The following is a 26392-nucleotide window of genomic DNA, read 5'->3' on the forward strand; positions in this document are numbered from 1 at the left end:
TTATGGATTATCGTTTACGGAGTGCTTTAGCCCTGCTTTATCAAGTCCGGTGATCCAGTGGTCCCGTTCAGTTGCGCTGCCATATTCATAGGCCGCTGACTTTGCCAGTGTCCAGTTTGGCTCAATCTCGCTGAACTCCTTCATGATCGCTTTTGCCTCGCTTAACATTGCCTTTGCCTTATCTGTGTCTGTCTCAGCGTCTGCGAGTTGGGCTGTGCTTGCGGCCACTATAAGCCGGACATCATTAGGCCTCTTGTCGTCGCCAATTTTTCCGATCTCGACTATGGCGTCCATGTAGCGCCCTAAGTGGTAATACCCCCTTGCCAAGAGCCAATGGTACCAATAGGCGTGATCCTTATTGCGATCCATTGCATCGAGAACAAGCTGAACTGCCCGTTTCGGATCACCATAATAGATCAACGCCTCTGCCATGTCGGCGTCAAGGTCGGCGAGGTTTTTGACGTACCATTCAGAATCGGGCTTACTTTCAACGAGCTCGCGGGCGGTGGCGTATTCCTGAAAGCTCTCAGTAAATTTACCCTGATGCCAACGGAAGATTCCGAGATACCAGTGGCCCATGAAAAATTTGTGCCAGCCTTTGTTCTCATCCCTGCTCAACTCGACGGCTTCTAGGGCCCGCCGCTCGGCCTGCTCAAGCGCTGTCTGGCGAGGGCCCCAGTCATTTTCCAAATCCCGGCACCAAGCGTAGGACAATTCGGCATAGGCGGGCAAATAATTGATATCTTCTTCGTCTATTGCCCTTCGGTAGAGCTCCTTTGCCTCTTCATTTCCTTCGGGAGTCAACGGTTTATTTCTTGCTTGTCGGGTAAGCACCTTGGCTTGGGCGGTCGTCATGTCATTTCCCCTTTGCTTTTACTTCGGTTGTGGTTTCGGCCAATTACTAAAGAGCTTTCAGGGGGCCGTTCGACCCTACATCTCCTTCAACCCGGCCTTCCGTAATCCAGTCAGCCAGTGCTGTCGGTCGCTGTCCTTCCGATAGAAATAAGCGGCCGATTTCGCGATCGACCAGTCGGGATCAATTTTGCTGAACTCGGCCATAATGGCTTGAGCTGCCGGAATGTCGCCGAGCTGCGCCTTGCTGGCTGCAGTGATCAAACGGACATCGTTCGGTGGAGAGTTGATCCTGCCGATGGCGTCGATGGCGGCCTGATACTGGCCGGCCATATACCGGGCCCTGCCTTCGTTCCAATCATACCAGTATTCATAAAATGGATTGCGAAGCTTGGCAGCTTCGATCTGCTCTATCGCCTTCTCGGGCTCGCCGCCGTAAATCAGCGCCTCTGCCATGTCGGCTGCGAGGTCCGGATCGTTGGGATTTATTTGGCGTGCTGTTTCGTATTCCCTGAAAGCCTTTTCGAACTCACCCTTGTTCCACGCGACAATGGCCAGGTACCAATGGCTGCTGAAATCGTCATTCAACGCCAGGGCCTTCTTTGCAAGGTCTTCGGCCTTTTGGAGTGATGCTGCTGCATCATCAGTAAAGCCGCTCTGCGCCGCCCTGACATAGACGTAGGACAGTTCGGCATAGGCGGACGAATAGTTCGGATCGAGCTCGATCGCTTTTTCAAAAAGCTGACGGGCCTCGGCATTTCCCTCCGGCGTGACTTTACTGGGATCGGCCCAAATCGCTTTACCCTTCAGATAAAAGTCATAGGCGCTCATGTTTTGTGTCAGCTTCTTGTTGGAGCGCCGCTCTTCGGCCGCCGTCACCTTAACAGCCAGGGCCGTGACGATATTCTTGGTAATATCCTCCTGTACCGTAAACGTGTCCCCCAAAGTCTGATCGTAGCGGTTTGCCCATAGGTGATAGCCAGTCTCGGCATCAATGAGTTGGGCGTTGATCCGCAGCCGCTCCGGGGTCTTTTGTACGGTGCCTTCCAGCACATAACGCACGCTCAGTGCCTTCCCTATGTCTTGAACTTTGGTCGGCTTGCCCTTGAACGTGGATGCCGAGTTGTAGGCGATGACCATGAGGCCGGAGAATTTGGAAAGATCACTCGTGATGTCATTGGTGATGCCGTTGCTGAAGTACTCTTGCGTCGGGTCGCCGCTGACATTGTCAAGCGGCAGGACCGCTATGGAAGGTTGCGACGGCGACAGGAGGTGCGATCCGGTTTCCATTTTGGCTGTTATCTCGGGTGCGTACTTCCACCAGACCGGAAGTGCAATACCTGCAAGAAGCACTGCTGTTGCTGCCGCAAATCCCCACGCAGGGATGCGTCTGCGCGAGTGCGTTGGACCCACGCCTTTGATTGAGTAAACGTGTACCGGAATGGGGATATTCTTCAGTTTTTTCGAGCCAAGGTCTACAAAGCCCAGGTTCGGCAGATGTTTCACTTGCTCGTAAAGAGTACCGGAGACGCAAATTCCGCCAGGCTCGGACAGCCCTTCCAGACGCGCTGCAACATTAACCGCATCGCCAAGGAGATTATCCTGTTCGACAACGGCATCACCCAGATTTAGTCCCACACGGAAAAGCATGCGCCAGTCTTCCGACAGCTTCTCATCGAGCAGCATTATTTGATTTTGGATTTCCACGGCACAGCGCATGGCCTCGACAGGGCTGTGGAATGCCGCGATCACGCTATCGCCGGCACCGCCGAATACGCGGCCGTTATAGGCCTGAACACGGTCCTGGATGATTGCCGCACAATCTTTGAAGAGCGCGAGAGCGGCTTCCTCGTCTTTCCCGACGAGGCGGCTGTACTCGACCGCGTCAGCAGCCAGTATCGTAACAAGCCTGCGCTGCAGCATATTCTTTCCCCTCTCCAACATACCATTATTCGGCCGAGAGCGGGTAATCGACGGTTCTAGTCAGTAAGGCTTAAGCCCTTGAGATTGGTTCATCTTGGGAATAGAAGGGAGCCGTCGAAGGCTATCGAAAAATACGTGTCGAAGCAGACGCCACGATCTTCTCGATCAGCGAGACGTAAGACAGGTTGGTCATTCGGGCGATGAGCGGGAGATCCGAATCTCTGGGATGCATGCCCGCGAGCGGATTTGCTTCCATGAAATTGACTTCGCCTGCACTATCGCAACGGACGTCGACGCGGCCACCATCACGCCCCCCGAGACACATCCACGCCGCGAGTGCGAGGTCCGCGGCGGCTCTGCTCGTCGCGTCATCTACCAGACGGGGAGCGACCCGCTCGTCAAAATGCTTCTTGTTGTCGTAAGAGTATATTTCAGGCTCCGGCCCGTCTTTGAGGACTATCTCCATTGTCCCGAGTGAATAGGCAGCCGATCCTGTTCCTAGAATACCCACCGTGAATTCGCGCCCGGGCAAATAGACTTCGACAAGCACTGGTTGTCTGTGGCGGGCGAGCAACCGCTCGCACCCTGATTGCAATTCTCCCCGATCGTGGATTTTCGACACGGCGGAGATACCCTTGCTGGTACCCTCGGCAATGGGTTTTATGAACAAGGGGAACGGCAGGGAAACACTCGTAATATCAGAAATCGTCTCGACAACCGCGAAATCGGCTGTTCGGATACCACTGTCGCGAACAACCTGCTTCGCCGTCGCCTTGTGCAATGTGACAGTAAGACAAAGCGGATCGGCAAACATATAAGGAACCTCATAGGCCTCCAGCAGGGCGGGTGCCAATGCTTGGCGGCCGAAGCCGTACATTCCCTCCGCGCTGTTAAAAACGAGATCCCACCGATCGCCTTGACCCAACCGCATTGCCAGCGCCTTGGCAGTACCGATACGTTCCGTCGAATGACCCAGCGAGTGCAACGCCGATTCTATTGCCTCGATCGTCTCTAACCTGTCGAACTCGGCAATCTCTTCCTCGGAGTAGCCTTCCTTCGCGTAGTCGTCCCTGAGATCGAATGTAATGCCAATCTTCATCATTTGGCCCGCCTTCGTGGTCCCGCAATTTTTCAGCGCGGCGTAATCTACCATCGAATGGTCCGCCACCGATAAGGAGATTTAGAACATCAAAGCTGCCAAGGAGACGGGCAACTACGTCGATGAGCCCGAACGCGGACCGCCAACAGGCAAGGCCTTCCAGTGGCACAAGAACAGGCCACGGCGGCGTGCCTAGTGTGATTGTCACTGGCAGACATACTATTGACGCCAGCCCAAGTGAGTATTTCAATGTTCGGATCGCTTGGTCTATCAACGGCGCACTAGCGATTAAGAGCCCTACGCGCTCCAGCCATTGATGTTGGAGGATGTGTCATGTCTCTGCATCTTTTTGAAAAACTCACCTACAGCGAAGACGATTGGGACATTATGCAGGACGCCCACCTTAAGGCGTGCGAGTTTCTCGGCCACGACCCGGTTTTCTATAAAAATGCGGACCGCTTGGCGCGCACCATAATGAATCTCTTCGATGGCGGCGCGCGTGATTTTCAGATCATCGCTTCGATAGCGGCCCATCGGGAAGCCATGTTGGACCGTCAATTAGCCACGTATCATTGATTGTCGCAAAACATGTATGATTGCCAAATCTTCGAAAGGTTTGGTGGCTGGTCATGACTTTGACGAAACTGCAGCATTTCTGGATCTTGGGGCTCGAATGCGATCCTCTGTTTGATCGACACTATACACCACATGGCCAGACTGAGCTTTCCTGTGAGCGCCACGGATGGACCGAGTATATTCAAAGCGGGCCAACAAGCTGGAAGTGGCAAATCACTGGGGCCGGGAAACGGGCTCTAGAAACTCACAACGCCCGGCGGTGAGGCTGACGGGCCCCTTCGAGCTTCGCCGAACCCGTAACCGAAAAGGCCTAATAACGGAAACAACCCCGAATTATTGGTTCGGGATCTCTTGCTAATTTTGCTTCAGTGCCTGACGTAAGGCACCAAACCGCAGACGATAACGCGCCGGGGTCAAACCCGTCTTTCGGCGGAACAGGCGGCCAAAGAAGCTCGTATCCTCATAGCCAGCCTCGTTGGCGATGGCTTCGATAGGCAGATCGGTGGCCTCCAGCATTTGCTTGGCTTCCTCGAGCCGTAGTGCGTGCACATAGTCGAGGGGTTTCATGCCCGTTGCTTTTGTGAAGCGGCGGATGAATGAGCGTTCCGGCAGACCAGAACGTGTTGCCATCGCGGCCACCGGGGCGTGGGTTTTGTAGTTCATTGCCAGCCATTCCTGGCAACCGTTGATGACAGCATCGGTTGTCTGCCGGAAGGTCGTCAGTGATGCAAATGGCTGTTGCCCCATGTCATGCCACTGCAGCATGTAGACCTTGGCGACCTCCATGGCCTCCTTCAGACCGACAAACCGCGCGATCAGGTAAAGTGCCAGATCCTGCCAGCTCGATCCGCCTCCCGCCATGACGATGCGCTGCGCCTCGCCGCTCAACACGAGGGACCGATCCAGTCTGACGCGCACCCCCGCATAGTTATTTGTCAGCGTCTTCACATAACCCCAGTGAATGGTGGCGTCACAATTGGTGAGTAGTCCGGCCTCGCCGAGCAGCACCGCGCCCGAACAGGCGCTGGCCATCATTGCACCATGTTCGTGGGATCGCTTAAGCCATTCCGCCTCAGGGTCATACATTCCGCTGACACTTTCGCCTGGATTGACGAAGAAATCGGGAATGCACACGATGTCGGGTTGCGGGCAGTCTTTGAAATCGTGGTCAGGCTTTACCCAGATGCCATTGGCAGCCTGGAACCCGTCCTTGCTCCGGGCGACGATGTAGGGACGCATGCTCTGTTCGCCGGCTTCACCCGTTACGATGAAGGGGAAGTCGCGGCCGGGAGACGAGAACAGGTCAAACATGCCGTACAACGCGGAGGCCGTAACTTCCGGCACAGCGAGAATGGCAACATTGATCTGACCGTCTTGCATGGCAGAATCGACCGCCTTTCAGCGTTTACGACTTTAGTACCGAACATCCGACAGTGCTAGGATCCCTGTTACAGGAGGAGCCGAGATGACCCATGACGAACTCCGTAGCGTATTGCACGGCGAACTGCTTGAGCCGGGAGATGCTGGCTACGACGATGCGCGTGTCGTGTGGAACGGGATGATCGACAGGCGACCCGCCCTGATCGTCCGCTGCCGCAACGCTGGCGACGTTCAGGCGTCGATCAACTACGCGCGGGTTCATGACCTTGCTGTCGCCGTCCGGAGCGGCGGACACAACGTTGCCGGTTATGCCGTCTGCGACGGCGGGTTGATGGTAGACATGTCGCTTATGAATGGTGTCCGGATCGCGTCTGGACTTGATCGTGCTTTTGTCGAAGGCGGGGCCACGTGGGCAGACGTTGACGCAGCAACTGCGCCGTTCGGGCGCGCCACACCCGGGGGGCTCATCTCGATGACGGGTGTGGCAGGGCTGACGTTGTCCGGCGGCATCGGCTGGCTCCGCGGCACACACGGGCTCAGCTGCGACAACATCATTGCCGCCGACGTGGTTACTGCCGATGGCCGTCTGATCCATGCGAGCGACACCAAGAACCCGGACCTGCTGTGGGCACTGAAGGGTGGCGGCGGCAATTTTGGCGTTATCGTGAACTTCGAGTTCCGACTCCACTCGATCGATAACGAGATTATGTTCTGCGCTCCCGTCTATCCCGAAGAACGGGCCAATGAAATCCTGCCGCAATGGCGCGACTACATGGCCACGGCTCCTGACGAGGTGAGCGGGCTGGCCGAATTCTCCACCATCCCCAGCGATCCAGCCTATCCCGAGGAGACGTGGGGCAGGCGTGTCCTGGCACTCGCGACGGTCTATGATGGTCCGGCCGACCAAGGAGAGCGTGTCATGCAGCCTTTGCGCAGCTTTGGCGAACCCCTGCTCGATTTCAGCGGCAGGATGCCTTACCGGGTTCTGCAGACCCTCTATGACGGGTTGTTTCCCAAGGGTCGGGATCGCTGCTACTGGAAATCGACGTACCTTTCGAACCTACACGGCGATGTCATTGAAGAGATCACCACCCACCTGACGAAGCGTCCGTCGGAAATGACCTATGCTTCGATCTGGAAATTCGGTGGTGCCGTGCAGCGTGTTGCCGCCGACGCCACCGCGTTTGGCGATCGTTCCATGCCCTTCATGCTCAGCCTCGATGCGATCTGGTCCAAAGTCGGCGACGACGATACCAACATCAGTTGGGTTCGCGATGTCTGGCAAGAAATGCAGCGCCATTCCACGGGGCGGATGTACCTCAACTTCCCCGGACTTGGAGAGGGCGACAATCTCGTGCAGAATGCGTACGGTGCTCAAACCTATGCACGGCTTCAGGAACTCAAAAGGACTTACGATCCTCATAACCTGTTCCACATGAACCAAAATATTCAGCCGCAGTGATGTCCATCTGACGCAATAGTCTGCAGCTGAATATTTTACACTTCCCGCGCCATCCGCGTGAACTTCTCAGCGCGAACTTGCTACGACCTCGGATGGGACGGATCAAGATTCCATCTCTTGCGGTATCGCTCGGGCGCGACGATCCATCAATCGGCCCAAACCCAATCCGTCGGCAGCCAGCGAAAACCCATACCTTCCTTTACCACATGACCGACGCCCGGAAACGGGTAGTGATAGCCAGCGACAAGCAGCCTGTCATTTGTAGCCCGGTCCAACAACGCTCTGCGGGTCTCCGCACCTTTATCCGGGTCATGGTCCCACATGATCTGCCATTCCGGATGGTCGAAGGCAAAGTGGATGTTCGTGATGGCGTCTCCCGTGATAAGCAATTGCTCGCTTCCGGAACCGACTAGCAGAGAAATATGACCCTGCGTATGTCCAGGAGTGTCGAGAGCCGTGATGCCCGTCTCAACGTCAGCACCTCCCTTGATCGGATGCACACGGTCGCCAAGCGCCGCTAGTACCTTTTGCACCATGGGTATGAACTCGGCCGCCCATCTTGGCAGTTTGGAGGCCGCATCTGGAGAATTCCAGAGATCCATTTCAGTTTCAGAAAGGACCAGGTTCGCGTTGGGGAACTGCTTCGCCGGGTCGGCAACAAGCCCGCCTATATGATCGGGGTGGCAGTGGGTGAGAACGACCATGCTAATAGAGTCCGCGGCGATGCCCGCTGCTGCAAGCGTTTTAGTCAATCGCCCGGCACGGGCGGCCCAATCTGTGCCCGAAGTTAGACCTGTATCGACCAGAATCCGCTTCTGCCGGGTGTCAATCAGTAGCGGGCTAGCCTGAAGCTGAACCATATCAGGGGCAAGGTAATGCGCGTCGAAATATGGTTTCTTTTCTTCAGGTTTGACATTTGTCGCAAGGCTGTCGGTGGGCAAGACGAACACGCCGTCGCATAGTAATGTAATTTGGAAGTCACCAAGGGCGAATGAATAATACCCCGGTGACGTTTTGGTCGGTCCGGGATCTGCCGCCGACGTAACTTCTGGGATTCCCACGACGGAAACAACGGTTCCAGCAACCGTCGCTTTCAAGAAAGCGCGTCTGTCTGTCGCAAACATAGTGCCTCTCCTTCGAAAAGCTCGCTAATCCCCGTTTGTACTATTGATACATAAAACTACCACGAACCCAGTCGTTAAGCGATATAAACTGCTCATCTGGCGCGATGTCCCGCTTTACGCCAACAGCAGACATTTGCAGAATTAGGTAGCAAAGACCACACTGCCGAGCCTCTTGCAGTCAGCGGGTGCATAACCATTCCTTAAGTTTGCGAATGCACCCTTGTTGTGCTTGGACCAGAGCCTCATGCCCACGCTAATTGGCCTTTGAGCCTCGATGTCCAAGCGGAGGGATTTCATATGGATGGAAGCAACCGCCTCGCTATTGATGACATTTGCGACACCTTGGTCGAAGTTCGCGATAGGGCCCGTCGTGAAGGTTACGGTCTTTTGGTACACCTGATCAATGAAGCGTGCGAAGAAGCAGAAAACATCAAGTCGAGTATTAACGAGGTCTACGAATCTGCAAGCACACCGCGGTTGTGACTGTCTCCTGCCGAGAACCAGCCTGTTAGAGAAGGCGTACCTTTTCCATATCGCCTCTGCCGTTTGGGGAGTAGTTTGAAAGCGCTGGCGGCCCCTCACCAGCAGGCCTGATAGACAGGGCATTCCTTTTTCAAATGACGGGCCTAACCGAGGCTCAAGCCTCCGGTGATTTGTGTTCCGGAGGTTTGAGCTTTTCCTTTTGTTAACCGTACAAGCGCACGCTTTGAGTGCCGACTATAGTGCCACTGTGTCGGCACCCGGCCTGCTTTTTGTATTTCGTATCCGGCATACTGACCATTGTTCTTTTGCCTCAAGCGGGTCCGTTCGTGCTGATTTTGATTCCGACGATGGCGATACATACGCTACCACTGCTTGTCGCGAACATGCTGATATATGCCATTTTCGCTGACTATTTCTATCGCTGGCACTTTGAATACTCGATAGCGATCCCCGTCATTGTCGCGCCGATTATGTGGTGGACCGTCGGATCGCTCTTTCCCGTCGGAACGACTGCAGTGGTTGCGATGATCACGCTTCCCGTCGCATCGATTATCTTTATGAAAGAAGAAGAAGCCCGTGAAACGCGGCGGCGACGGATGCACTTTGAGCGTTCTGTTTCGAATGAATCACACGATCCGGTCGGGAAAGTGTAGAGCTAAGACTTATTCATCGTTGCAACGGCCAGGCCGCAGCGAGGCGTTCAGGCCGCGTACCCAAGTGGATCCTATTTCTCTCTTTTGAGGTGACCGCCGCCGATCATGAATGGGTGGACTGAGTAGGAAACGCAGTTCCCGTCCAAGGCACACTGCCGCTTCTTGGGGTCGCTCCATAACTCGTCGAACCACGGCAGATGCTGACCCAAATTCTCGCTAAGAGGTTCGTCGGTGGCTTCGATGATGATGGCTTTGAGTGCGTATCCTGGACCAAATGTGGCGGTGAGTTTGAGGGGATCGACCTTCTGGACTGACAGCGGATCAGCAGCATCGTGAAAAGTCACCATCATTGGCAGGTACAAATTCCAAGGATCCTGAAGAGGTGACTCTTTCGGCCCTGCCTGCTTGGCCCTCTCCACCGCGTCGCGCATCTTGTTATAGGCCCTTGGGTCACCCCATGGAAATTGGAAAGCTCTCACCGCCAGATACTCGGGGACCGCCCATTACTGTGAGCACGACGTTGCGTCCCCCACCAAGATCAACGAAGGTTGCCTCACCTGTGAAGTTGGTCGGAAACGTCGGGCCAACGAGTTGCTGGAGGATCATCGATCGGAAATACAGGGCCTCTACGACCGAAGACCCCGACTTCACTCCGTCGGGTGTGTCCACCTGAACCGTCATTCTATATCTGAAAGGATACTGGGTAATATGGTCAGAGATCATCCCAATGCCGATCCACACTGCGAACGTCAGCATGAAGAAGCCTAGAATTTCAGAAACATCTTGCCTCCAACGACATCGGACGGATGCCCGTTTGAGACAACCTAAGGGGGAGCAGCTAAGGTCAGGTTTAGCATTTTGTTAAAATTCAACTGGCCGGGCCCAGGCGACATGCGCCGCGACGATCAGGATCCTGTGGACACCAAAGTTCTCGAGGTATCAGCTGGCAGCGTCTGCCAACGGCGCCGAGAAGGGCCCGGCTCTCACCAAGCAACATCTATGTATGGTATCTACCTGAGCGACCGGGATAAGCTTTTGTCAAAATCCTTATCGCCGTGTCATTTTTCTTATAAATGGCATCCGATGTGCCAAAAGTGAACGTTTTAGACAGGAGCTGACATGCCCTCCGACACAAACGGACATCAGAGAGGAATGCCGAACAGGAAGGGATCTGCTGCGCTGGAAACGCTAAGTCGTCTTTTCTGCCGCGCAGGCATTCAGATTAACGGCGGTTCTCCGTGGGATATCCAGATTCACGACGAACGGACCGCTGCCCGTGTATTGGCACAAGGTAGCATGGGTCTTGGCGAAAGCTATATGGACGGATGGTGGGACTGCGCTTCGCTGGATGGCTTCTTTGAGCGCATTTTTCGAGCAAACCTTGCAGAACGTGCGACTGCTAAAGACATACTGCAGACCTTGCGGGCGCGTTTGTTCAATCTCCAGGATCGTTTTCGATCATGGCAGGTTGGGAAGGTGCACTACGACGTCGGCAATGATCTTTTTTCCGCTATGCTGGATAGCCGCATGACCTATTCCTGCGGGTATTGGAAGGACGTTGATAATCTGGAAGACGCCCAGACAGCGAAGCTCGATCTTGTCTGTCGCAAACTTGGCCTGAAATCGGGGATGCGTCTTTTGGATATTGGCTGCGGTTGGGGCAGTCTTATGAAATTCGCAGCCGAGAAGTACGGCGTGTCATGCGTAGGATTGACCATTTCCGCGGAGCAAGCAGAGTTCGCTCGCTTGAACGCAACCGGGCCTTCTTTGGAAATTCGCCTTGCGGATTATCGGTCATTCAACATGGATGGGCGGGAAAAGTTTGATCGAATTGCTTCCATCGGTATGTTTGAGCACGTCGGTCACAAAAATTACGTCAGCCTTTTTGAAACGGCCAGGCGAAGCATTGTCGACGATGGCTTGTTCCTGCTGCACACGATCGGACGAAAACGTCGCCGCAACGTGATTGACCCATGGTTTGATCGATATATTTTTCCCAATGGAGAACTGCCCTCTTTGGGTGAAATTTCCAACAGTGTGGACACCCGTTTCGTGATTGAAGACGTTCACAACTTTGGAGCCGACTACGATCAGACCTTGTTGGCATGGCATAAGCGGTTTGAAGCCGCATGGCCTACGCTCGCATCGAGATACGGCGATCGCTTTTATCGTATGTGGCGGTATTATCTGTTGTGCATGGCTGGATGCTTCCGTGCTCGTCAGATCCAGCTTTGGCAAATCGTCCTTTCTCCATCCGGAGTCTCAGGCGGGTACCAGCGGCATACCTAGCTCGGCATTGTCATTCCTACAACCCGACTGACTGCAAATAGTAAAACAGTAAATCGATCACACAGCTTGGATAATCGTTAATACCATAACTCGTGCAGGTTTACTCGGCCGCGAGGGCGCGTTGCTTTGCCACAGGCCAGCAAACGAAAGTATGACTTTTACAAACCAACGCACTACCCACCCCACGTTTGTATGATGGATCATGCGCCGTTGCCTCGCTACCATATGTAGACGAGTTGCGAAGGAGTGGCCGCCATGAAGTCAGTTCAATACTTGATCATCCTATTCTGCACGGCCGTTGCAACTTCAGCGACGAAGCTCCGTCGGCAGCGTATGCCTGTTACCGATTCTATTATTCCGGAAACCGTAAGTTTCTGGCTCACCAACGCTTCCGCCTCTCTCTGATGAAACATCTTTAAGATCGAGGCGGTCACCCCAGGCACAAGGATAACGTTATGAAAAAGCTCGATGCGATCTTGATAACGCTGCTTCTGGTGGGGTCGGCCGCAAGAGTGACATTGGCGTTTAATACAGGTGATGTATTCGCCATAAATTGAGTTTCACCTGTGCTTTGATGACGTTTTTCGCTCTTGACGATTGCTTTGCTAACGATGTAATTCACGACCTCTCACACGTAATTTACTTATCGTTATCTTGAACTACATCAACTATATAATAAATCAATTTAGCGAGCCGGGAACCGCCGACGATGGATATCGATGTTCATCGTGACGCGACGGAACCAGACGGACTTGCAGTAGAGGGTGACGACCTTGCCCCCAAGTTCAGGAGACGCTCAACATGCGCTCTTTAGTATTACGTACGGCATTGGCCGCCTTGCTTATCACAACACCGTTCGCATCCGCTTTTGCACGCGGCGGTGGCATGGGTGGAGGCCATGGCGGCGGCATGGGTAGAGGCTTTCATTCGGGCCAGTCTCTCGATAGTTCCATGGGCAGCGTGAACTCGGGCCAGTCCATTGGCGGCTCCCGCTTGAACTCTACCAGGAACACCGATCAGGACTCGGCTGGCGACGTCAGGCAAGATTTTGACGGCATTCGTTTGCCGCGGCCCGATGCCGGCACCCGAGTTCGGTCGTTTAGGTCGGGATCGAAGATGGACATGAATTCAGTGGACCAATCAACTGCCACTCCGGTAATACCGCTATCAGGGTGCGCTAGCCAGATTGGACGCCAGAAAGAAAGCGCTCTCTTTCTGGCTCCGCTGGAACTACGTAGGAAATCAACCAAGCCATAACCTTTGTCGTTCCTGAGAGGCGATGTCAGCAGCTCGTCTCGCCCAACGTCATCGTATGTCGCGCCGGGGTGCTCGTCCGGCCGGACAGCAATCTAGCCCACTTTCGCTTTACGAAAGATCGAGATTCTCGGCGATGAAGAGCACGCCGCAGCCACCGAATTCTTGATCGGTTTTTGGAGGGCGAGAGAATATCGAAATCGGACGCTTCCATTTCCTTCGCGACACCCGGTAGCGCCTTAAGGGTCGCCGCCGACAACTCTGCTAGCTCAGGCCGCTTCGTAGTCGGTGAAACTGGTAATCAGTTAAGTCGGAACACTTCGGTTAATAACTGTTTCACCGCTGCCTGCGCAGCTTCAGCTGCAACTTTGTCGTAACGCTCGGTCGAGCCGAGTTCCATGCAAGCGTCGTCGGAGGTGAACGGCTTATTCGTAGCGACGTTGAGTATCTTCCCGTCTTCTTCACGGCGCTGGCAATTGCGCGATGTCTGCGCCATTGAGTTGGGCACCGACTTCGGTTCATCAAACCCGTCGTACGCGCCGGGATACTCGGTCATGACAGCATCCTTCCCGGCAGCATTGAGGCGCGCGATGTAGTGACGGCAGGGCGCAGCCAGGGTCTGATCGTCGGCGGAGCCGTGGAATTCGCGGATTGGTGCGTCGGCAACGTCGAGTTCATCGATGAATTGAATGTTGCATGTACCATAGAAGGCAAGATGTGCAGCGATGCGCGTTTTGGTCAGCCCATGGGCGTTTTGAAAGCGTCGCAGGGAGGTATAGAGCGCCGTAGTGCCTCCGCTGGAGTAGCCTAATACAGCAATCCGCGACGGATCGATGCGCGGGTGAGCAGCGAGAACGTCGACGGCGCGATAGGTGTCGTAAAACCGCGTGACAAAGCTTAGCCGGGTCTGATCTGTCATAAGGTTAACTACGCCGCGTCCGCCGAAACTGTCGAGACGGAACGTGGCAATCCCCATTTTGTTGAGTAAGGCGGCCCATCGGGCTCCGATGCTGCTCACAGGTCCAGAGTTGCCGTGGAGAATCACGACAGCAGGTAGTTTCTCGTCCCAATTGGGAAATCTAAGTTCTCCCGTCAGAGTGACGGGAACGCCGCCTGCGGTGTCTCCCTTCAGAAACTGCTCATCAGTAAGGGTGAGGGAGGGAACATTCAATTTCTCGTCCGGAGGAAATTTCGGGCGAGTTTCCTCGGCGTTTCCGCTAACAGCAAACAACGCAATTGAAAGACTGAAGACGGTTGCGATTGAGATTCTCATGGCAAGCACCTCCCGCGCTCGCAACACACAACTTACCACGTTTTGGCAGTGAGCCATATGATCGCAATCTAGGGCGACGGTCCGCTCCTGCGATAGTCGGAGACAAATGGGGCCCGGCGGCTCGGTCGCCGCCATATTCTTAATGTATCACAACATTCAACGCGTTATGTCGACCTGTGCGCGTTGCGTTAATGGTCATTGGCGTTGACCCCACCATCAGGTTGAGCATTCTGATATGTGTGATGGCCAACTGTCGGTTCCTGTGTGAAACTAACTGTACCTTGCATCGGCCGCTAGCCTTCACCGCTTTCTGTGGTAATTTGCAGCTGTTCGCCTACTCTCATTGGGAAACAAGATCGTCCTGTGAATTCTGATCGCGGTAGTTGTCGTACTAGCGGTTTTTCAGTCCAAGCACATGCGTGGCGAGCGACAAGGACGGCTCAGTCGCTGAGACGGTTGTTCGCTCCTCGAGTTCGGGAATGGAATGATGATTGCAAGTGGTCGTCTAGTCTTTGTAGCCTTGCTTGCCCTCGCGGTAGAGGGATGTGTGTCGTCGAATACGGGAATCAAGCCGAATGTCGTGACCTACAACAATCAAGGCTCGATGGCAGTCGGCGCTCCCTCACCCACTTCGTCACTTCAACAGAAGGAAGGGCAATACTTCATTGAGTTCCGCTCCCGCTATGCCCTCACCTACGGCCACACTTTCGTGATTTTTGGCCGTCTGGACGAGGCGGGCCAAATGATCGAACCCGAAGTCTCCGGCCTTGCCCCGGCTACAGATAGTGTCGTTCCCTACATTCTTGGTCATTACATACCCGTGCCGGCTGAGACCGGGGAAAGCGACGGTGATCTGGACGACAGGTACAGGTCGGCGAGCTGGCGGGTCATGTTGAGCGAAGCCGAATACAATAAAGTCGTTGCCTACATACGCAAACTGAAGGCCAGTTCGCACTTTTGGCAAGCGACCACGTATAACTGCAATGCCTTCGTGGGCGACATTGCGCGGTCCATGGGCTATAAAGTGCCCGGCCACTTGCTGCGTCCGCAGCAGTACATAACCAAGCTTCGAGAGATGAATGGGGGGCCGAATGCGATTGGTTACACCGGACCTGCGGGTTGAGAGGAGGGGTATCTTGCCGCTCTGGCCCAGAACCGGACATGGCCCATCTGCACGAACATCCGACTTCAGCCCCTATTATTTGCTAACTCTCATTTTTGGCAGGTTGCTCAAGAGGGACTCGAACGCCTTGGTGATGTGGTCAACTAGCAGTTCCGAAGCACGAGCCACATTTCGATCTCGACAGGCAGCCAGAATCTGACGGTGCTCGCGATCATCTACCCCTGTCCCGCCGGATAGTGTCAACTGAATGCGAAGGTAGCGCTCTATACGATCGTTCACGGATCTGATGAGATTGAGCAGAAATGGTCGTTCAGAATCTTCATAAAGGCACGAATGAAATTGCCAATTCAATTCCGCCCACCGCGCTACGTCTGTCTCGCGAGCGAACGCATCGTTGGCACCGAGGATCTGCGATTGGGACTTCTGGACTCGGGAGATGGGATATGACGTGAGCAGAGCGTTACGAGCGGTCAGATTACGCTGACTGGTTCGTAATATCGGAAGTATACTTTGGTGCGGCATGTAACGTTTGTGTTGGCTCGAACAGTTCGCGTGCCCACCTGATGGTCCCTTTGCGGGCGGCTACCAACACATAAAACCGCCATCACGACGAGATCGATGCCAGTTACGAATGACGAAGCACCGCTTGAAAGGAATACGGCCGGCCCGACCATTTCTTCGGGGACGGCCAGGCGGCCCATGGGAGTGTCCCGTTCGAATATTTTCACCTGATCAGCGACTTCAGCTCGACGATTCATGGGTGTCAGCGTGTAGCCCGGGCTGATCGAATTGACCCGGATGCCTCGATCAATCCATTCCATTGCCAGGCTTTTTGACAGGTGGATAACCGCGGCCTTGGACGAGTTGTTGTCGGCTTGTTTCAAATCACGATTGACTATCGAGCCTGACATTGAAGCAATGTTAATGATGGAGCCTCTCTTTCGGGGAAGAATTACGCGTGCTTGCGCCTGGCAGGACAAAAAAACACCTGTTACATTTACGTCGTAGACCCGTTGCCAGTTCTCCAGTGGAAGCGTCTCGGCATCGCCGCCAGCACCAATACCTGCGTTGTTGACGGCAACCGTCAAAGAGCCAAGTTCGTTCTCTATCAGATCGATCGCCCTCTTTAGGTCCGCGGCAGAGGTTACGGTGCCTTCGAGCGTTAAGGCTCGCCGGCCAAGAGAGCGAATTTTGTCCGCCGTTCCGTTCAAACCGCCGTTTGAGAGATGGCCGAAGCAGGCTACGTCGGCTCCAGCCTCCGCCAAACCAATCGCAATAGCCTGGCCAATGCCGCTGCCCGAACCCGTGACCATCGCCACTTGTCCTTTAAGGTCGAACAATTCCATCGATCTCTTCCCTTCGTCAGAATCCCGCCTTCGGCCATAGCTCCCCCGAACATCACCATAATCTACACGAAAAAAAGTCGCGTCGGTGATCTAACGAGCTCTGTCTCAAAAAGTCGGATTTCAACGTATTGAATGACCGCTTCGCCTTGTCGTCCCGACGCACGACAAGGCATGCGCACGGCCGTTAACATAAGGGGTCGGGCAACGAGTTATGCTACATAGAATCGTTTTCCTTTCCCTGGACTAGCACTACGCAATATCCTCCGCCCTTCGTCCGTAGCCTCCAATCTAGTAACACTAGGGGAAGCGCTTGGCGAGAATGCCAAACGTGCAGAAGAAACACGGCCGAGGCTCACGATGCGACAGGAGTAATCTGTATGCGCGAATACATGCTCTACGGGCACACCTTCACTAACGTTCACTTCGCGCCAACAGCGGTCGATTGTTGCGAAACTCCGCCTCACTGCAAGGGCGGTTTTCTAAGAAAGCTGTTGCGATCTGCTGACTTCACGCGCAACCATGCCTCACGCCCGTTACGCAGAACCCTCATGGGAATCTCAACGCCAGCGGGGCCACTCGTCCACACCTTCCGGTAAAAATCACCGAGCCCATCCACCTCCTCGCCTCGGATTTCCGAGATAACGTCGCCCTGACGCAGGCCCGCCTGAGCCGCCGGCCCCCCCGGCGCGACACTCATAACCACGACCTTGCCGCTGCTCTCGGCGGAGAACGTCCCGAGCCAGGGCCGCGGCGGCTTGTTCACTCGGCCGCGCTTGAGTAGATCATCCAGGATCGGTGGCAACAAATTGATCGGTACGATCATATTGATGTCCGCAAGCTCTCCATTTTTGCTCATTTGCAAGTGAAGCGAGCCGATGCCCAGGAGTTTGCCATCCCCGTCAACCAGTGCAGCCCCTCCCCAGGAAGGATGAGCCGGCGCAATGAAGATCGCCTCATCCAGTACGTACTCCCAATAGCCTGCAAACTCCTGCTTGGCGACGATATTCGCTCGGACGAACCGACCAATCCCATCCGCAAGCACAACCGGATCTCCGACCTTGGCTTGGGCTGCCTCGCCGAAGTCCACCGCAGGCACGCTGAGGGGCCCAATCGCCTGCACGAGGCCAAATCCCGTTTCTTGATCATTGGCCAGCGCATGACCGGGAATAACTTGCCCGTCATGGCGCGTCAGCCAAACCTCTTCGGCTTCTGTAATCAGATAGCCGATCGTGAGCACCAGCCCGTCCTCCCGAATGACCACGCCGCTGCCCTCTCTCAGGGTACCCAGCGTTGCCGCTGTAAACGCGTCATCGGGAATTGAGGAACGGACAGTTATGATTGACTGCAAAGCTGTATCGACATTCATGGTTTTAACCTTGGCAAGATCCGGCAAAGGCTGCGACGAGCCGAGCGGGACAACTTATCGTCTTCTATAGGTGTGAGGACCAACGGCCAAACACAAGACCTAGAACATAGACATGTCTCCACACTGCGCTCGCGGTTTATTCACGCCCTGCTCTGCAGTCTGGCGTTTATCCCGGCCATGCGTGTGCAATCGGAAAGCTCACCATTCGTGGAGACCGTTTGGGAGGGGACTGAATGACTCCTGCAGGAAACACTTCCCGGGTTTCCTAATCCAAAGCGGAAACGGGCCGTCGCGAAAAAAGTGCACTCAACTCTATATCGGATCGATGAGCGGTCACCCCCAGTCGGGTGATGTGCATGCAAAACCATCGAATTACATTTGCAGGCTATGCCGCGCAGGTTAGATTGATGCCACAACGGCGAATGGAGGATAAATTCCATGCTCGCCAACAGGTATAGACGATGCCTATAGCTTCGTTCTGCAAAACGAAGCATGTCTTTTTCTTTTCCATTTACTATCCCTTATAGCAAACTGCTATCAATGTTATATTGCACCTCTGTGCGTGCATGAATTCTTCGTCAGAGCGTGCCTGCGTTGTTCCTGCAAAAAACCATACGAGAACAAGATGACGGACAGACGTGAATTTTATCGAACTGACATTTGCAGCCGAACATTCATAGGGATCATCTGCGTCGATGGCCCGCATCTGAGAATGCTGGAAAATCGAGCTTGTGATCACGACATTCCGCTTGGCAGTGCGCTCGAAATTTTGAAACTGGATAACCGGCACTATTATGCTATTTGCAAGGACCGTGAGCCACGCATAGTACTATCGCGATTTGCAGATGATGATGTTGACATTGTCTCACAGGAATTCGGAATTCCCATTGCTGGCTGGCGGCATGCCCGGACCTTTACAGAGAGCCCAGCGTGGACCGCCTTGAAGAAGTGGGTAAACCAACATCCTGATATTGCTCGAGCGTGTTCACACACCGATACCTACGTACCCGGATGGTACAATATGACTGCAAACTTCGACCAAACAAGATGACTGACGAGAGTTCTGAGATCAGCGGGTTCGGACTATATCGATGCATGGGTCAGCTCGAAGCCATTTCATAGGGGATACCCAAGTGGCTTGCGGATGCCACCGTTAAAGAGATCGCTCTGTGCCCTTCATGCTCAGCCTCGACGCGATCTGGTGTTGGATGGACTTTAATTCTCCGCCCCAGGCTCGGTGTTGAAAAGGCGGAGCGCCGCTGTGCAGGCATCCAGACGTATCAAACGGAGTCCTGGACGACCACACCGACCACTCCTCCTTGGACGGCAAAAGCGCCGACTAGCGAGTTGCCGCCTCGTCAACGATGGGTATTCTGAATGCTTGCCGCGTGACTGGAATGGCGAACCACTACCTCACTGAGCCTATGGCAGTCGAATGACATAGGCATAAAATGGTATGCACCGAAAAAGATACCCCGAGCAGAGTCTTTCTGCCGATTCAAGGCGGGATTCGAAAGTAAAATGACAAGCATAATGGCGCATCGATGGCTGCACAGCGGGACCGCCGTGCGGTTTCACTGGACTTTGAGACTGACTACCGCGTTTTCGAGTGTATTACAGATGAAAGTGGCACCCCCCGTGACCTTGCCCTCGACCGACACCCGATTACCCTTCCTGTTGAAGGTCATAGTCGGAGCGGCGGATGCGGGCTTGAGGTTTTGTTTCGCAAGCGCAGCAGTACACGCGGCAAGAGTGCGTTTTTTCTCGGAGCTCGCCTGCGCGCTGGTGACCAGAAAAACGGCTACCAAGGGCACCGCGGCGATCAGGTACTTTTTCATAACCCCCCTATAATTTGCAATTCTATAATGAACTAGCATCCGGCTGTGCCGGAACCAGCGGTTTTCGAGCAAGGAAGACGGTTGGATCCGCTAGCCCCGGAGTCGCCGTGGTTGCCATTTTTCCCGCTACCGCTTCCTCCTTTCCCACTTCCACCTTTCCCCCCGCCACTCTTTCCACCTCCACCATTGCCCCCGCCGCCTTTTCCGCCTCCCCCTCCACCATTGCCTCCCCCGCCGCCGCCACCTCCGCCTCCACCGCCACCGCCACCGCCACCGCCTTTAGCGGCAGTCATAGTGATGCCTGCTGCATAGAGCAGCCCGGCGCTAAGCGCGGATAGGAAAAGACGACGTGATGCAGACATTGCCGATCTCCCAAAAAAAGAACTCTTCGCAGCAGCCGACTGGAATAACGGTCCGCTGGAAATTGATATTTCCCAATAGTACGAAGTATGTATATGAGGTAATCCAAATATTAATCCGCGAAGACTGCGGGAGTAAACCTGACGATATAGTTTCGATTCTTCCACAAACCGATCTTGAACGGTATATACACAAGCATTGGTAAACCAAAACTTCACCCAAACGGGTGATGCCATGCAGAATAATCATTCTACATTGGATCCGCTGCGCGGGTTGGACGAGAACCGACCACCAGCAGGGGGACAAATGTCAAGCTTGCGATCCGGTTTGGACGGTGTTTGCGACTGAGCTCTGCAAATTCAATCCGCATTCTACTGATCTTCTTGTTGACCATGGGAGGTCTGGCCGGATCTGCTTTTGCCGAAGGGAAATTCGAACAGTCGACATGTTGGTTCGACCTACCGCGAGATCGCGATCTAAAATGCGGGTACCTCACCGTCCCCGAGAATCGCAGCAAGACAACCAGTCGACAGATCAAGCTGCCAGTGGTTATTTTCGAGCCTGATCGAACGCGGCACGAGCCGATTGTTTACCTGACCGGGGGACCTGGTCAAATGGCCATGATCGACAACGAAGATGATATTGCCCAGTGGTTGAGTTTCATCGACAACGGCCCATGGTTGCGCGGCAGACAGCTCGTCGTGGTGGATCAGCGGGGTGTCGGCCGCGCGGAACCCTCGTTGGATTGCTCAGCGCACTACACACCGTCGGTATGGAGCGAGGTCGTCTCCAAGGTCGATGAAGTGGTTAAGTTTGACTTGGCGCAGAAACGCGATGTTACGGCGTGCCGCGATGCGTTGTTAAAAAAGGGCATCGACCTCACGGCCTACAACACAGTCGAAAACGCGGCCGACATCCATGATTTGCGCATCGCGCTCGGCATCGAAAAATGGGTGTTGTACGGCATTTCGTACGGAACGAAACTCGCCCTGCAGGTGCTGGAAGATCATCCCGAAGACGTAATCGCCGTGGTCCTCGATTCAACGCTTCCCCCTGATGTGGGATATGTTGACCAGGGTTCCAACAGTCTCGACAGCGCATTAAGAACGCTCGAAAAGGATTGCAGCAAGCACTCAGGCTGTTCCAAAAATTTTCCAAATCTGATGACGATGATCGGCGGGATAGTGCGGCAACTCAATGCCCAGCCCGTGTTGCTTCGGTTAGGGGAAGTCGAAGGATCGGCCCGCTTCATGCGGGTGTCGGGTGACGATTTTCTTGAGCTGATGTTCGACGGGTTCTATGACCGGGGTGCGATCGAAGTGCTGCCGCAGTTGATCAAGGATACAAACGAGCAGGATTACAGGATGCTCGTCGAAATACTTGGTGACGATCTGTCCGGGGACGATAAATCCGATTTTGCGGATGGGATGCATCTTTCCATTGTGTGCAATGACAGCGTTCCTCCCTCTGCGCCAGCCGTAAAATTCCCGCTCTTCGACCACTGGGCAGCGGACAATATTTATACGTGGGCTTGCCCGCTCTGGCCGTCGGCAAAACCCGTCAAAACTCACAAATCGCTCAAGGCAAATCAGGTTCCGGTCCTGCTGTTGTCCGGAGAATATGACCCAGCGACACCATCAAATGGGCGAAATACGTCGCGGGGAATACCGGAAGCAGCCAGCTTGTGGTATTCCGTGGCATAGGTCACGATGTAGTCGACACGACACCTTGCGGCGGGGAGGTAATCTCAGATTTTTTGAACAACCCGAAAGCTCCAATCACGACGCCCTGTCTAGCCGAGATAGAAGGACCACATTTTTTGGGTCCTGAGGATTCGTCGCCGGCGTTGGAAGCTTCGGCAATCTCCCCCTTGCCGAGGAATCACTTGGTGTCGGGTCCGTAATTTCTCCGCGAGGATAATACCCACATATATCCTTGGGACCCGAGCCGGCTGACGTCTGCCTGCATTGCGGCGAGCGAACCTCAAACAAGAGTTGGTCGCATGTCCGATTGGGTCACGAACTGTAATCGTATTGACTAGGCTCACTCCAACTCGGAGGACTCGAAGTTTCCAGTCCGCTAATGTAAAGTCGGGACTGGGGGAAGGAGATGGGTACAGCTTTTGATCTCGAGGCGGTTGGCAATGCCATAATCGCAGCGGCGACCGATCCTGCTGGCTGGGATGCCGCAATGGATGTGGTCGCGACCGCTACTGGTAGCTTTGGCTCGATGCTGTTCGACGCAAAGGGGCCGTTGCCGTGCATGCCGCGCAGTCGCGAGATGGGCCCATCATTCGAGGTTTACGTCCGCGATGGCTGGATCGACCGGGATGATCGGTACAACTTGGTGCCGCTAATGAAACGCAAAGGGGTGGTCAGCGATCTAGACGTTCTCTCTTCCGAGCAAATTGACAGGCGTCCATATTATCAGGAATTTCTCGCTCCTTTCGGTCTTAGGTGGTTTGCGGGTGTGAAGGTTGCCGCGGGCGATGACCTCTGGATCTTGTCCATCCAAAGGTCGATCCAGCAGGGCCCTTTTTCGCCATCCGAGTTGCAAAGTTTTGCCGGCTTCTCCAGACAGCTGAGCTCTGCGGCAGCGCTCGCGAAAATGCTGAGCTTCGCGCATGCCGAAGGTGCGCTGGATGCTTTCAGCACAAGCGGTACGCCTGCAGTCATGCTTGACAGGAACGCTGCCGTCATCCTGGCGAATGAACCTGCAGAAAGGATGTTCGGCCGAGATCTTCTGGTTACGGGCCGCCAATTGGCATGCATCGACAGGGAGGCGACGAACGCGCTCAGGCGCGCGTTGCATACTATGTTGCGGAATCCGAACCCGCCAGCAATGACGAACCCTGTACTGTTGCCGCGTCTTCAAGGCAGACCTTTGCTTGCCTACCCGTCGCGTCTCGGAGGAAATTCCTCAAACCCCTTCGCATCCTATCAAGTTGTTGTCGTCTTTATCGATCCGGACATCCATCCCCAATCCCCGGCGACCGCGTTGCAGGCCTGCTTCGGGATGACACCCGCCGAGGCGATGCTGGCGCGCCGTATTACATCAGGCGAAGAGCTGAAGGTCGCCGCGGATCACTTGGGAATCTGCTACGAAACCGCAAGGTGCCAGCTGAAGGCCGTTTTCTACAAAACCGACACGCATCGGCAGGCGGAATTGGTCGCGCTGCTTGCGAGAATGGCTGGCCATCCACTACTTTGATGGCTGCGGGCGGTGCTCAGCGGCGCGCGGTGCACTCGATCAAGTCCCACCGACGCGAAGGGCAAGCTGGGTATCCACGATCTCTTTGGTGATGTCGCTGTCCTGGGCGTATTCCAGCGGCTTGAACGGTTTGCCCAGCCAATGCCCCTTGTTGCGCGGGTGCGGATAGTCGCGCCCTGCAGCAGGACAGTGCGGCGGCGCTAGCCGCATGGAATAGTTGGGTTCTTTAACAAGCTAGCCTGCCCACCCCAACAGATGGCTTGAGATAGCGCCTTTTTGGACAGGAAACCCGATGTCGTTCCAGGGCCACCTTGACTTTTCGTACGTGAATGTTTCATTTACCTGTGATTATTGAGCGGATCGTTGTTAGACGAACGGTTCGGCCACAGGGAGGAACGAATACATGAATTCAAACGAGCGCGCGCTTGCCAGCGCCGTCGCGAAAGCGACGCGCAGGCTGCTCCCTTTCCTTGCACTGATGCTTATTCTCGCCTTTCTCGACCGGGCTAACATTGGTTTTGCCAAAAATGCTTATCAGGCCGAAACTGGCATCAGTGATGCGGCCTACGCATTGGGGGCCGGCATTTTCTTTATTGGCTACGCATTGTTTGAGGTTCCCAGTAACCTTATCCTCCACCGTGTAGGTGCACGGCTTTGGTTAAGCCGCATCATGATCTCGTGGGGTCTTGTGTCGGCCGCCATGATGTTCGCGCACACGCCTACGCAGCTTTACGTGTTGCGCTTTCTTCTGGGCGTATGCGAGGCGGGTTTTTATCCAGGCGTTCTGCTTTACCTCACATACTGGTTTCCAGCCAAACAACGTGCGCGTGCGACAGGGCTCTTTTACCTTGGCGTTCCGCTTTCGCTTGTCATTGGAAGTCCGCTGTCCGGCTGGTTGCTGACACACCACGGCATTCTGGGTTTAAGCAATTGGCAATGGATGTTTGTTGTAGAGGGGGTCGCTGCAACCATTGTAGGCATCGTTGCCCTCTTCTACCTCGACAGCAAACCGAGTGAAGCGATGTGGCTCAGTTCCGAAGAGAAACGAGTACTGACGGCAGCCTTGGAGAGCGAAGAAACTATTAAATTGCGCGCAGTCAGCCACACGGCTCTGGGCGTGCTTAAGGATCCTCGTGTGCTCATCTTCATCGGTATTTATTTCTTCATCCAAATGGGAACGGGTCCGCTAACTTTTTATCTCCCATCGCGGATTGCGCAGGCGGCAGGAACCGACGTCGACTTTATGGTCGGCATCCTTTTGGCTGTTCCGTGGCTGTGCGCTGTCGTTGCTACCCGGGCCTTCACGGTCTATGCCGACAAAAACGACAATCATCGCCTTGTCTGCATTGCCATGATCACCGCTGGCACACTCGCTCTTGCAGCAATTGGCATGACCACGAGCCTGTTGGTTATCGTGATCGCGAGCTGTATTGCCGTTCCGGGTCTGACCGCGTCACAACCTGTCTTTTGGAGCTTACCAACGCGATATCTATCTGGCACGGGTGCCGCCAGTGGGATTGCATTCATAGTTTCTCTTGGCAATCTTGGCAGCTTCTTGTCGCCGCAGGTCAAAGCTTACACGGATCGATTGACTGGCAAGGGTGATGCTGGGTTCTATGTCTTGGCTTGTCTATGCTTCGTTAGCGTTGTCTTACTTCTGCGCGTTCCGTCTGCCACAGAGGTAGGAACGTCAGACGAACTAGCACCGACACGTTGAATCGACACCTCCCGCGTCAATTCCAACTTTCAAGACGGGAGACTAGAAGTCTGGAATTTGACGCCACTCATTGAGACCGTCGGCACCGAGGTTACCTAGCCTCAGGCGTAGCTCTCGATCAGTGCCGTTTCGAAGGAAGCGATACTGACCCTGAAGCTGCCAAAGCGGAGACTTTATTGGGCAGCTCTGATGTAAACAAATGGAACCTCATTCTGTTCAGCCCAAACAAGTGACGCTGTAACTGCTTGATCAAGCATCAGGCGCATTGATCACGCTTTGCGCAGCACAGAGCGCCAGCCGTCTATGAGACACATGGTCATTTCCTTTTTGTTGCCATTTTTCTGAAAAAACTACCGAGTGCCGACACCCCGCGTCGGCAGAGCCTGACAAAGAACTCCACTTCTTTTTCACACAGGCTGAACGGCCCGATCTGCCGGTTCTTGCGTTTACGGCGGATCGGGCTTTGCTGGGTGGACCGAGGGGAACTTAATGGACCAGTCCTGTCGTTGAAAGCAGGTCAGTGAACTCACGATAGCTGACCTTGAGCCTGCCGCCACTTGACCCTTTCATGACGATTCAGGCAAAAGCGCCCGACCGGCTGGTTAGCGTTTCAGCCTGGTCGGGCGGCTCACTACAGCAGCGAGCGCAGTGCCGCGCACACGCCGCTCTATTCAGTTATTTTCTTTTTTGAGATGATCGGTATGGTGGCGGCGCTGGGATGCCCCCAATGTCAGCAGAAGGTCTGTCGGCTATTTGCGTTTTCCGGTAGATCGGGCTTTGCTGTCTCAGTTATCAAGCCATTTAGGCGCCTGTACCTCACCTTTTTTAACCGTACAAGAGCACGCTTTGAGTGCTGACCACAGCGCCCACTGTGTCGACACCGGCCTGCTATCGTTGTTGTGCGTATGTGAAGGCAGGTTGGGTACCTAAAAAGGAGTGTGTTTTATGCGTAACGATGTGACGCAATTTCATGCTCAGCCGCCCGCCGATCGCAATTGCAAGAGGACAACTCTACAATCGTAGAAACCGGCTGCCTGTGTCTCCACATTGGCGTAAAAGCCGTA

Annotated in this window: 22 protein-coding genes and 1 pseudogene; 10 read left to right on the plus strand and 13 right to left on the minus strand. The window is 54.6% G+C overall.

What is annotated here, in order from left to right:
* The 3 genes from PHA01_RS07075 to PHA01_RS07085 all read right to left on the minus strand — a co-directional run bounded on the left by PHA01_RS07075 (position 1) and on the right by PHA01_RS07085 (position 3877).
* Entirely contained in the window at positions 1–855 is an 855-nt protein-coding gene (locus tag PHA01_RS07075) for a tetratricopeptide repeat protein (RefSeq protein ID WP_271894230.1), read from the minus strand.
* 75 nt (positions 856–930) lie between these two features.
* A complete protein-coding gene (locus PHA01_RS07080) occupies positions 931–2775 on the minus strand; it encodes an adenylate/guanylate cyclase domain-containing protein (protein WP_271894231.1) in 1845 nt (614 codons plus the stop codon).
* Between the two features lie 121 nt (positions 2776–2896).
* Entirely contained in the window at positions 2897–3877 is a 981-nt protein-coding gene (locus PHA01_RS07085) for a D-alanine--D-alanine ligase family protein (protein WP_271894232.1), read from the minus strand.
* A gap of 330 nt (positions 3878–4207) precedes the next feature.
* Here PHA01_RS07085 and PHA01_RS07090 point away from each other — a divergent pair, with 330 nt between their 5' ends.
* A complete protein-coding gene (locus PHA01_RS07090) occupies positions 4208–4450 on the plus strand; it encodes a hypothetical protein (RefSeq protein ID WP_271894233.1) in 243 nt (80 codons plus the stop codon).
* 354 nt (positions 4451–4804) lie between these two features.
* Here the strand turns inward: PHA01_RS07090 and PHA01_RS07095 are convergent, their stop codons facing one another.
* Entirely contained in the window at positions 4805–5830 is a 1026-nt protein-coding gene (locus tag PHA01_RS07095) for a GlxA family transcriptional regulator (RefSeq protein ID WP_271894234.1), read from the minus strand.
* A gap of 85 nt (positions 5831–5915) precedes the next feature.
* Between PHA01_RS07095 and PHA01_RS07100 the strand changes: the two genes are divergently transcribed.
* Positions 5916–7292, plus strand: coding sequence for an FAD-binding oxidoreductase (locus tag PHA01_RS07100; RefSeq protein WP_271894235.1), 1377 nt, complete (start codon positions 5916–5918; stop codon positions 7290–7292).
* Positions 7293–7438: 146 nt separating this feature from the next.
* Here PHA01_RS07100 and PHA01_RS07105 read toward each other — a convergent pair whose 3' ends face one another.
* Positions 7439–8416: an MBL fold metallo-hydrolase gene (locus PHA01_RS07105; protein ID WP_224515780.1), complete on the minus strand. Its 978-nt coding sequence runs from the start codon at positions 8414–8416 to the stop codon at positions 7439–7441.
* Positions 8417–8713: 297 nt separating this feature from the next.
* Between PHA01_RS07105 and PHA01_RS07110 the strand changes: the two genes are divergently transcribed.
* A complete protein-coding gene (locus PHA01_RS07110) occupies positions 8714–8899 on the plus strand; it encodes a hypothetical protein (protein WP_271894237.1) in 186 nt (61 codons plus the stop codon).
* A 326-nt stretch (positions 8900–9225) separates the two neighbouring features.
* Positions 9226–9552, plus strand: coding sequence for a hypothetical protein (locus PHA01_RS07115; RefSeq protein ID WP_271894239.1), 327 nt, complete (start codon positions 9226–9228; stop codon positions 9550–9552).
* 71 nt (positions 9553–9623) lie between these two features.
* Here the strand turns inward: PHA01_RS07115 and PHA01_RS07120 are convergent, their stop codons facing one another.
* Both PHA01_RS07120 and PHA01_RS07125 read right to left on the minus strand, forming a co-directional pair.
* Positions 9624–9983: a hypothetical protein gene (locus tag PHA01_RS07120; protein ID WP_271894240.1), complete on the minus strand. Its 360-nt coding sequence runs from the start codon at positions 9981–9983 to the stop codon at positions 9624–9626.
* A gap of 19 nt (positions 9984–10002) precedes the next feature.
* Positions 10003–10233: a hypothetical protein gene (locus tag PHA01_RS07125; protein ID WP_271894241.1), complete on the minus strand. Its 231-nt coding sequence runs from the start codon at positions 10231–10233 to the stop codon at positions 10003–10005.
* Between the two features lie 438 nt (positions 10234–10671).
* Between PHA01_RS07125 and cfa the strand changes: the two genes are divergently transcribed.
* On the plus strand, positions 10672–11841 hold the full coding sequence (gene cfa / locus PHA01_RS07130; protein ID WP_271894242.1) for a cyclopropane fatty acyl phospholipid synthase: 1170 nt from the start codon (positions 10672–10674) through the stop codon (positions 11839–11841).
* 1555 nt (positions 11842–13396) lie between these two features.
* On the opposite strand, the gene PHA01_RS07135 is transcribed toward cfa, so the two are convergent.
* Complete coding sequence (locus PHA01_RS07135) at positions 13397–14368, minus strand: dienelactone hydrolase family protein (protein WP_271894243.1); 972 nt, start codon at positions 14366–14368, stop codon at positions 13397–13399.
* A gap of 484 nt (positions 14369–14852) precedes the next feature.
* Here PHA01_RS07135 and PHA01_RS07140 point away from each other — a divergent pair, with 484 nt between their 5' ends.
* Complete coding sequence (locus PHA01_RS07140; protein ID WP_271894244.1) at positions 14853–15491, plus strand: hypothetical protein; 639 nt, start codon at positions 14853–14855, stop codon at positions 15489–15491.
* A gap of 75 nt (positions 15492–15566) precedes the next feature.
* Here the strand turns inward: PHA01_RS07140 and PHA01_RS07145 are convergent, their stop codons facing one another.
* The 4 genes and pseudogenes from PHA01_RS07145 to PHA01_RS07160 all read right to left on the minus strand — a co-directional run bounded on the left by PHA01_RS07145 (position 15567) and on the right by PHA01_RS07160 (position 20041).
* Positions 15567–16013: a GntR family transcriptional regulator gene (locus tag PHA01_RS07145; protein WP_417020919.1), complete on the minus strand. Its 447-nt coding sequence runs from the start codon at positions 16011–16013 to the stop codon at positions 15567–15569.
* Positions 16014–16073: 60 nt separating this feature from the next.
* Positions 16074–16837: pseudogene (locus PHA01_RS07150) on the minus strand (SDR family oxidoreductase).
* A gap of 460 nt (positions 16838–17297) precedes the next feature.
* A complete protein-coding gene (locus PHA01_RS07155; protein ID WP_271894245.1) occupies positions 17298–18203 on the minus strand; it encodes a S1C family serine protease in 906 nt (301 codons plus the stop codon).
* Between the two features lie 1574 nt (positions 18204–19777).
* Entirely contained in the window at positions 19778–20041 is a 264-nt protein-coding gene (locus PHA01_RS07160) for a hypothetical protein (RefSeq protein WP_271894247.1), read from the minus strand.
* 752 nt (positions 20042–20793) lie between these two features.
* Between PHA01_RS07160 and PHA01_RS07165 the strand changes: the two genes are divergently transcribed.
* The 3 genes from PHA01_RS07165 to PHA01_RS07170 all read left to right on the plus strand — a co-directional run bounded on the left by PHA01_RS07165 (position 20794) and on the right by PHA01_RS07170 (position 23611).
* The gene (locus PHA01_RS07165; protein WP_271894433.1) at positions 20794–22104 is read left to right on the plus strand and encodes an alpha/beta hydrolase; all 1311 of its coding nucleotides are present in this window, start codon (positions 20794–20796) and stop codon (positions 22102–22104) included.
* A complete protein-coding gene (locus tag PHA01_RS29350; RefSeq protein WP_417020920.1) occupies positions 22086–22304 on the plus strand; it encodes a hypothetical protein in 219 nt (72 codons plus the stop codon). The genes PHA01_RS07165 and PHA01_RS29350 overlap by 19 nt, the downstream gene beginning before the upstream one ends.
* A gap of 206 nt (positions 22305–22510) precedes the next feature.
* Positions 22511–23611 carry a helix-turn-helix transcriptional regulator gene (locus tag PHA01_RS07170; RefSeq protein ID WP_271894248.1) on the plus strand — a complete coding sequence of 367 codons (1101 nt, stop codon included), beginning with the start codon at positions 22511–22513 and terminating at the stop codon, positions 23609–23611.
* Between the two features lie 39 nt (positions 23612–23650).
* Here the strand turns inward: PHA01_RS07170 and PHA01_RS07175 are convergent, their stop codons facing one another.
* The gene (locus PHA01_RS07175) at positions 23651–23821 is read right to left on the minus strand and encodes a hypothetical protein (protein ID WP_271894249.1); all 171 of its coding nucleotides are present in this window, start codon (positions 23819–23821) and stop codon (positions 23651–23653) included.
* Positions 23822–24089: 268 nt separating this feature from the next.
* Between PHA01_RS07175 and PHA01_RS07180 the strand changes: the two genes are divergently transcribed.
* Positions 24090–25328 (plus strand): MFS transporter, encoded by a 1239-nt coding sequence (locus tag PHA01_RS07180; RefSeq protein ID WP_271894250.1) that lies wholly within the window; start codon positions 24090–24092, stop codon positions 25326–25328.
* Positions 25329–26392: the final 1064 nt, after the last annotated feature.

Source organism: Candidatus Phyllobacterium onerii, from assembly GCF_028331445.1.
In the GTDB taxonomy this organism is placed as follows: domain Bacteria; phylum Pseudomonadota; class Alphaproteobacteria; order Rhizobiales; family Rhizobiaceae; genus Phyllobacterium; species Phyllobacterium onerii.

Bases quoted from the DNA above. Each gene is read 5' to 3' on its own strand.
- PHA01_RS07075 (WP_271894230.1), bottom strand. From the start codon at position 855: ATGACGACCGCCCAAGCCAAGGTGCTTACCCGACAAGCAAGAAATAAA.
- PHA01_RS07080 (WP_271894231.1), bottom strand. From the start codon at position 2,775: ATGCTGCAGCGCAGGCTTGTTACGATACTGGCTGCTGACGCGGTCGAG.
- PHA01_RS07085 (WP_271894232.1), bottom strand. From the start codon at position 3,877: ATGATGAAGATTGGCATTACATTCGATCTCAGGGACGACTACGCGAAG.
- PHA01_RS07090 (WP_271894233.1), top strand. From the start codon at position 4,208: ATGTCTCTGCATCTTTTTGAAAAACTCACCTACAGCGAAGACGATTGG.
- PHA01_RS07095 (WP_271894234.1), bottom strand. From the start codon at position 5,830: ATGCAAGACGGTCAGATCAATGTTGCCATTCTCGCTGTGCCGGAAGTT.
- PHA01_RS07100 (WP_271894235.1), top strand. From the start codon at position 5,916: ATGACCCATGACGAACTCCGTAGCGTATTGCACGGCGAACTGCTTGAG.
- PHA01_RS07105 (WP_224515780.1), bottom strand. From the start codon at position 8,416: ATGTTTGCGACAGACAGACGCGCTTTCTTGAAAGCGACGGTTGCTGGA.
- PHA01_RS07110 (WP_271894237.1), top strand. From the start codon at position 8,714: ATGGATGGAAGCAACCGCCTCGCTATTGATGACATTTGCGACACCTTG.
- PHA01_RS07120 (WP_271894240.1), bottom strand. From the start codon at position 9,983: ATGCGCGACGCGGTGGAGAGGGCCAAGCAGGCAGGGCCGAAAGAGTCA.
- PHA01_RS07125 (WP_271894241.1), bottom strand. From the start codon at position 10,233: ATGACGGTTCAGGTGGACACACCCGACGGAGTGAAGTCGGGGTCTTCG.
- cfa (WP_271894242.1), top strand. From the start codon at position 10,672: ATGCCCTCCGACACAAACGGACATCAGAGAGGAATGCCGAACAGGAAG.
- PHA01_RS07135 (WP_271894243.1), bottom strand. From the start codon at position 14,368: ATGAGAATCTCAATCGCAACCGTCTTCAGTCTTTCAATTGCGTTGTTT.
- PHA01_RS07140 (WP_271894244.1), top strand. From the start codon at position 14,853: ATGATGATTGCAAGTGGTCGTCTAGTCTTTGTAGCCTTGCTTGCCCTC.
- PHA01_RS07145 (WP_417020919.1), bottom strand. From the start codon at position 16,013: ATGCCGCACCAAAGTATACTTCCGATATTACGAACCAGTCAGCGTAAT.
- PHA01_RS07155 (WP_271894245.1), bottom strand. From the start codon at position 18,203: ATGAATGTCGATACAGCTTTGCAGTCAATCATAACTGTCCGTTCCTCA.
- PHA01_RS07160 (WP_271894247.1), bottom strand. From the start codon at position 20,041: ATGAAAAAGTACCTGATCGCCGCGGTGCCCTTGGTAGCCGTTTTTCTG.
- PHA01_RS07165 (WP_271894433.1), top strand. From the start codon at position 20,794: ATGGGAGGTCTGGCCGGATCTGCTTTTGCCGAAGGGAAATTCGAACAG.
- PHA01_RS07170 (WP_271894248.1), top strand. From the start codon at position 22,511: ATGGGTACAGCTTTTGATCTCGAGGCGGTTGGCAATGCCATAATCGCA.
- PHA01_RS07175 (WP_271894249.1), bottom strand. From the start codon at position 23,821: ATGCGGCTAGCGCCGCCGCACTGTCCTGCTGCAGGGCGCGACTATCCG.
- PHA01_RS07180 (WP_271894250.1), top strand. From the start codon at position 24,090: ATGCTTATTCTCGCCTTTCTCGACCGGGCTAACATTGGTTTTGCCAAA.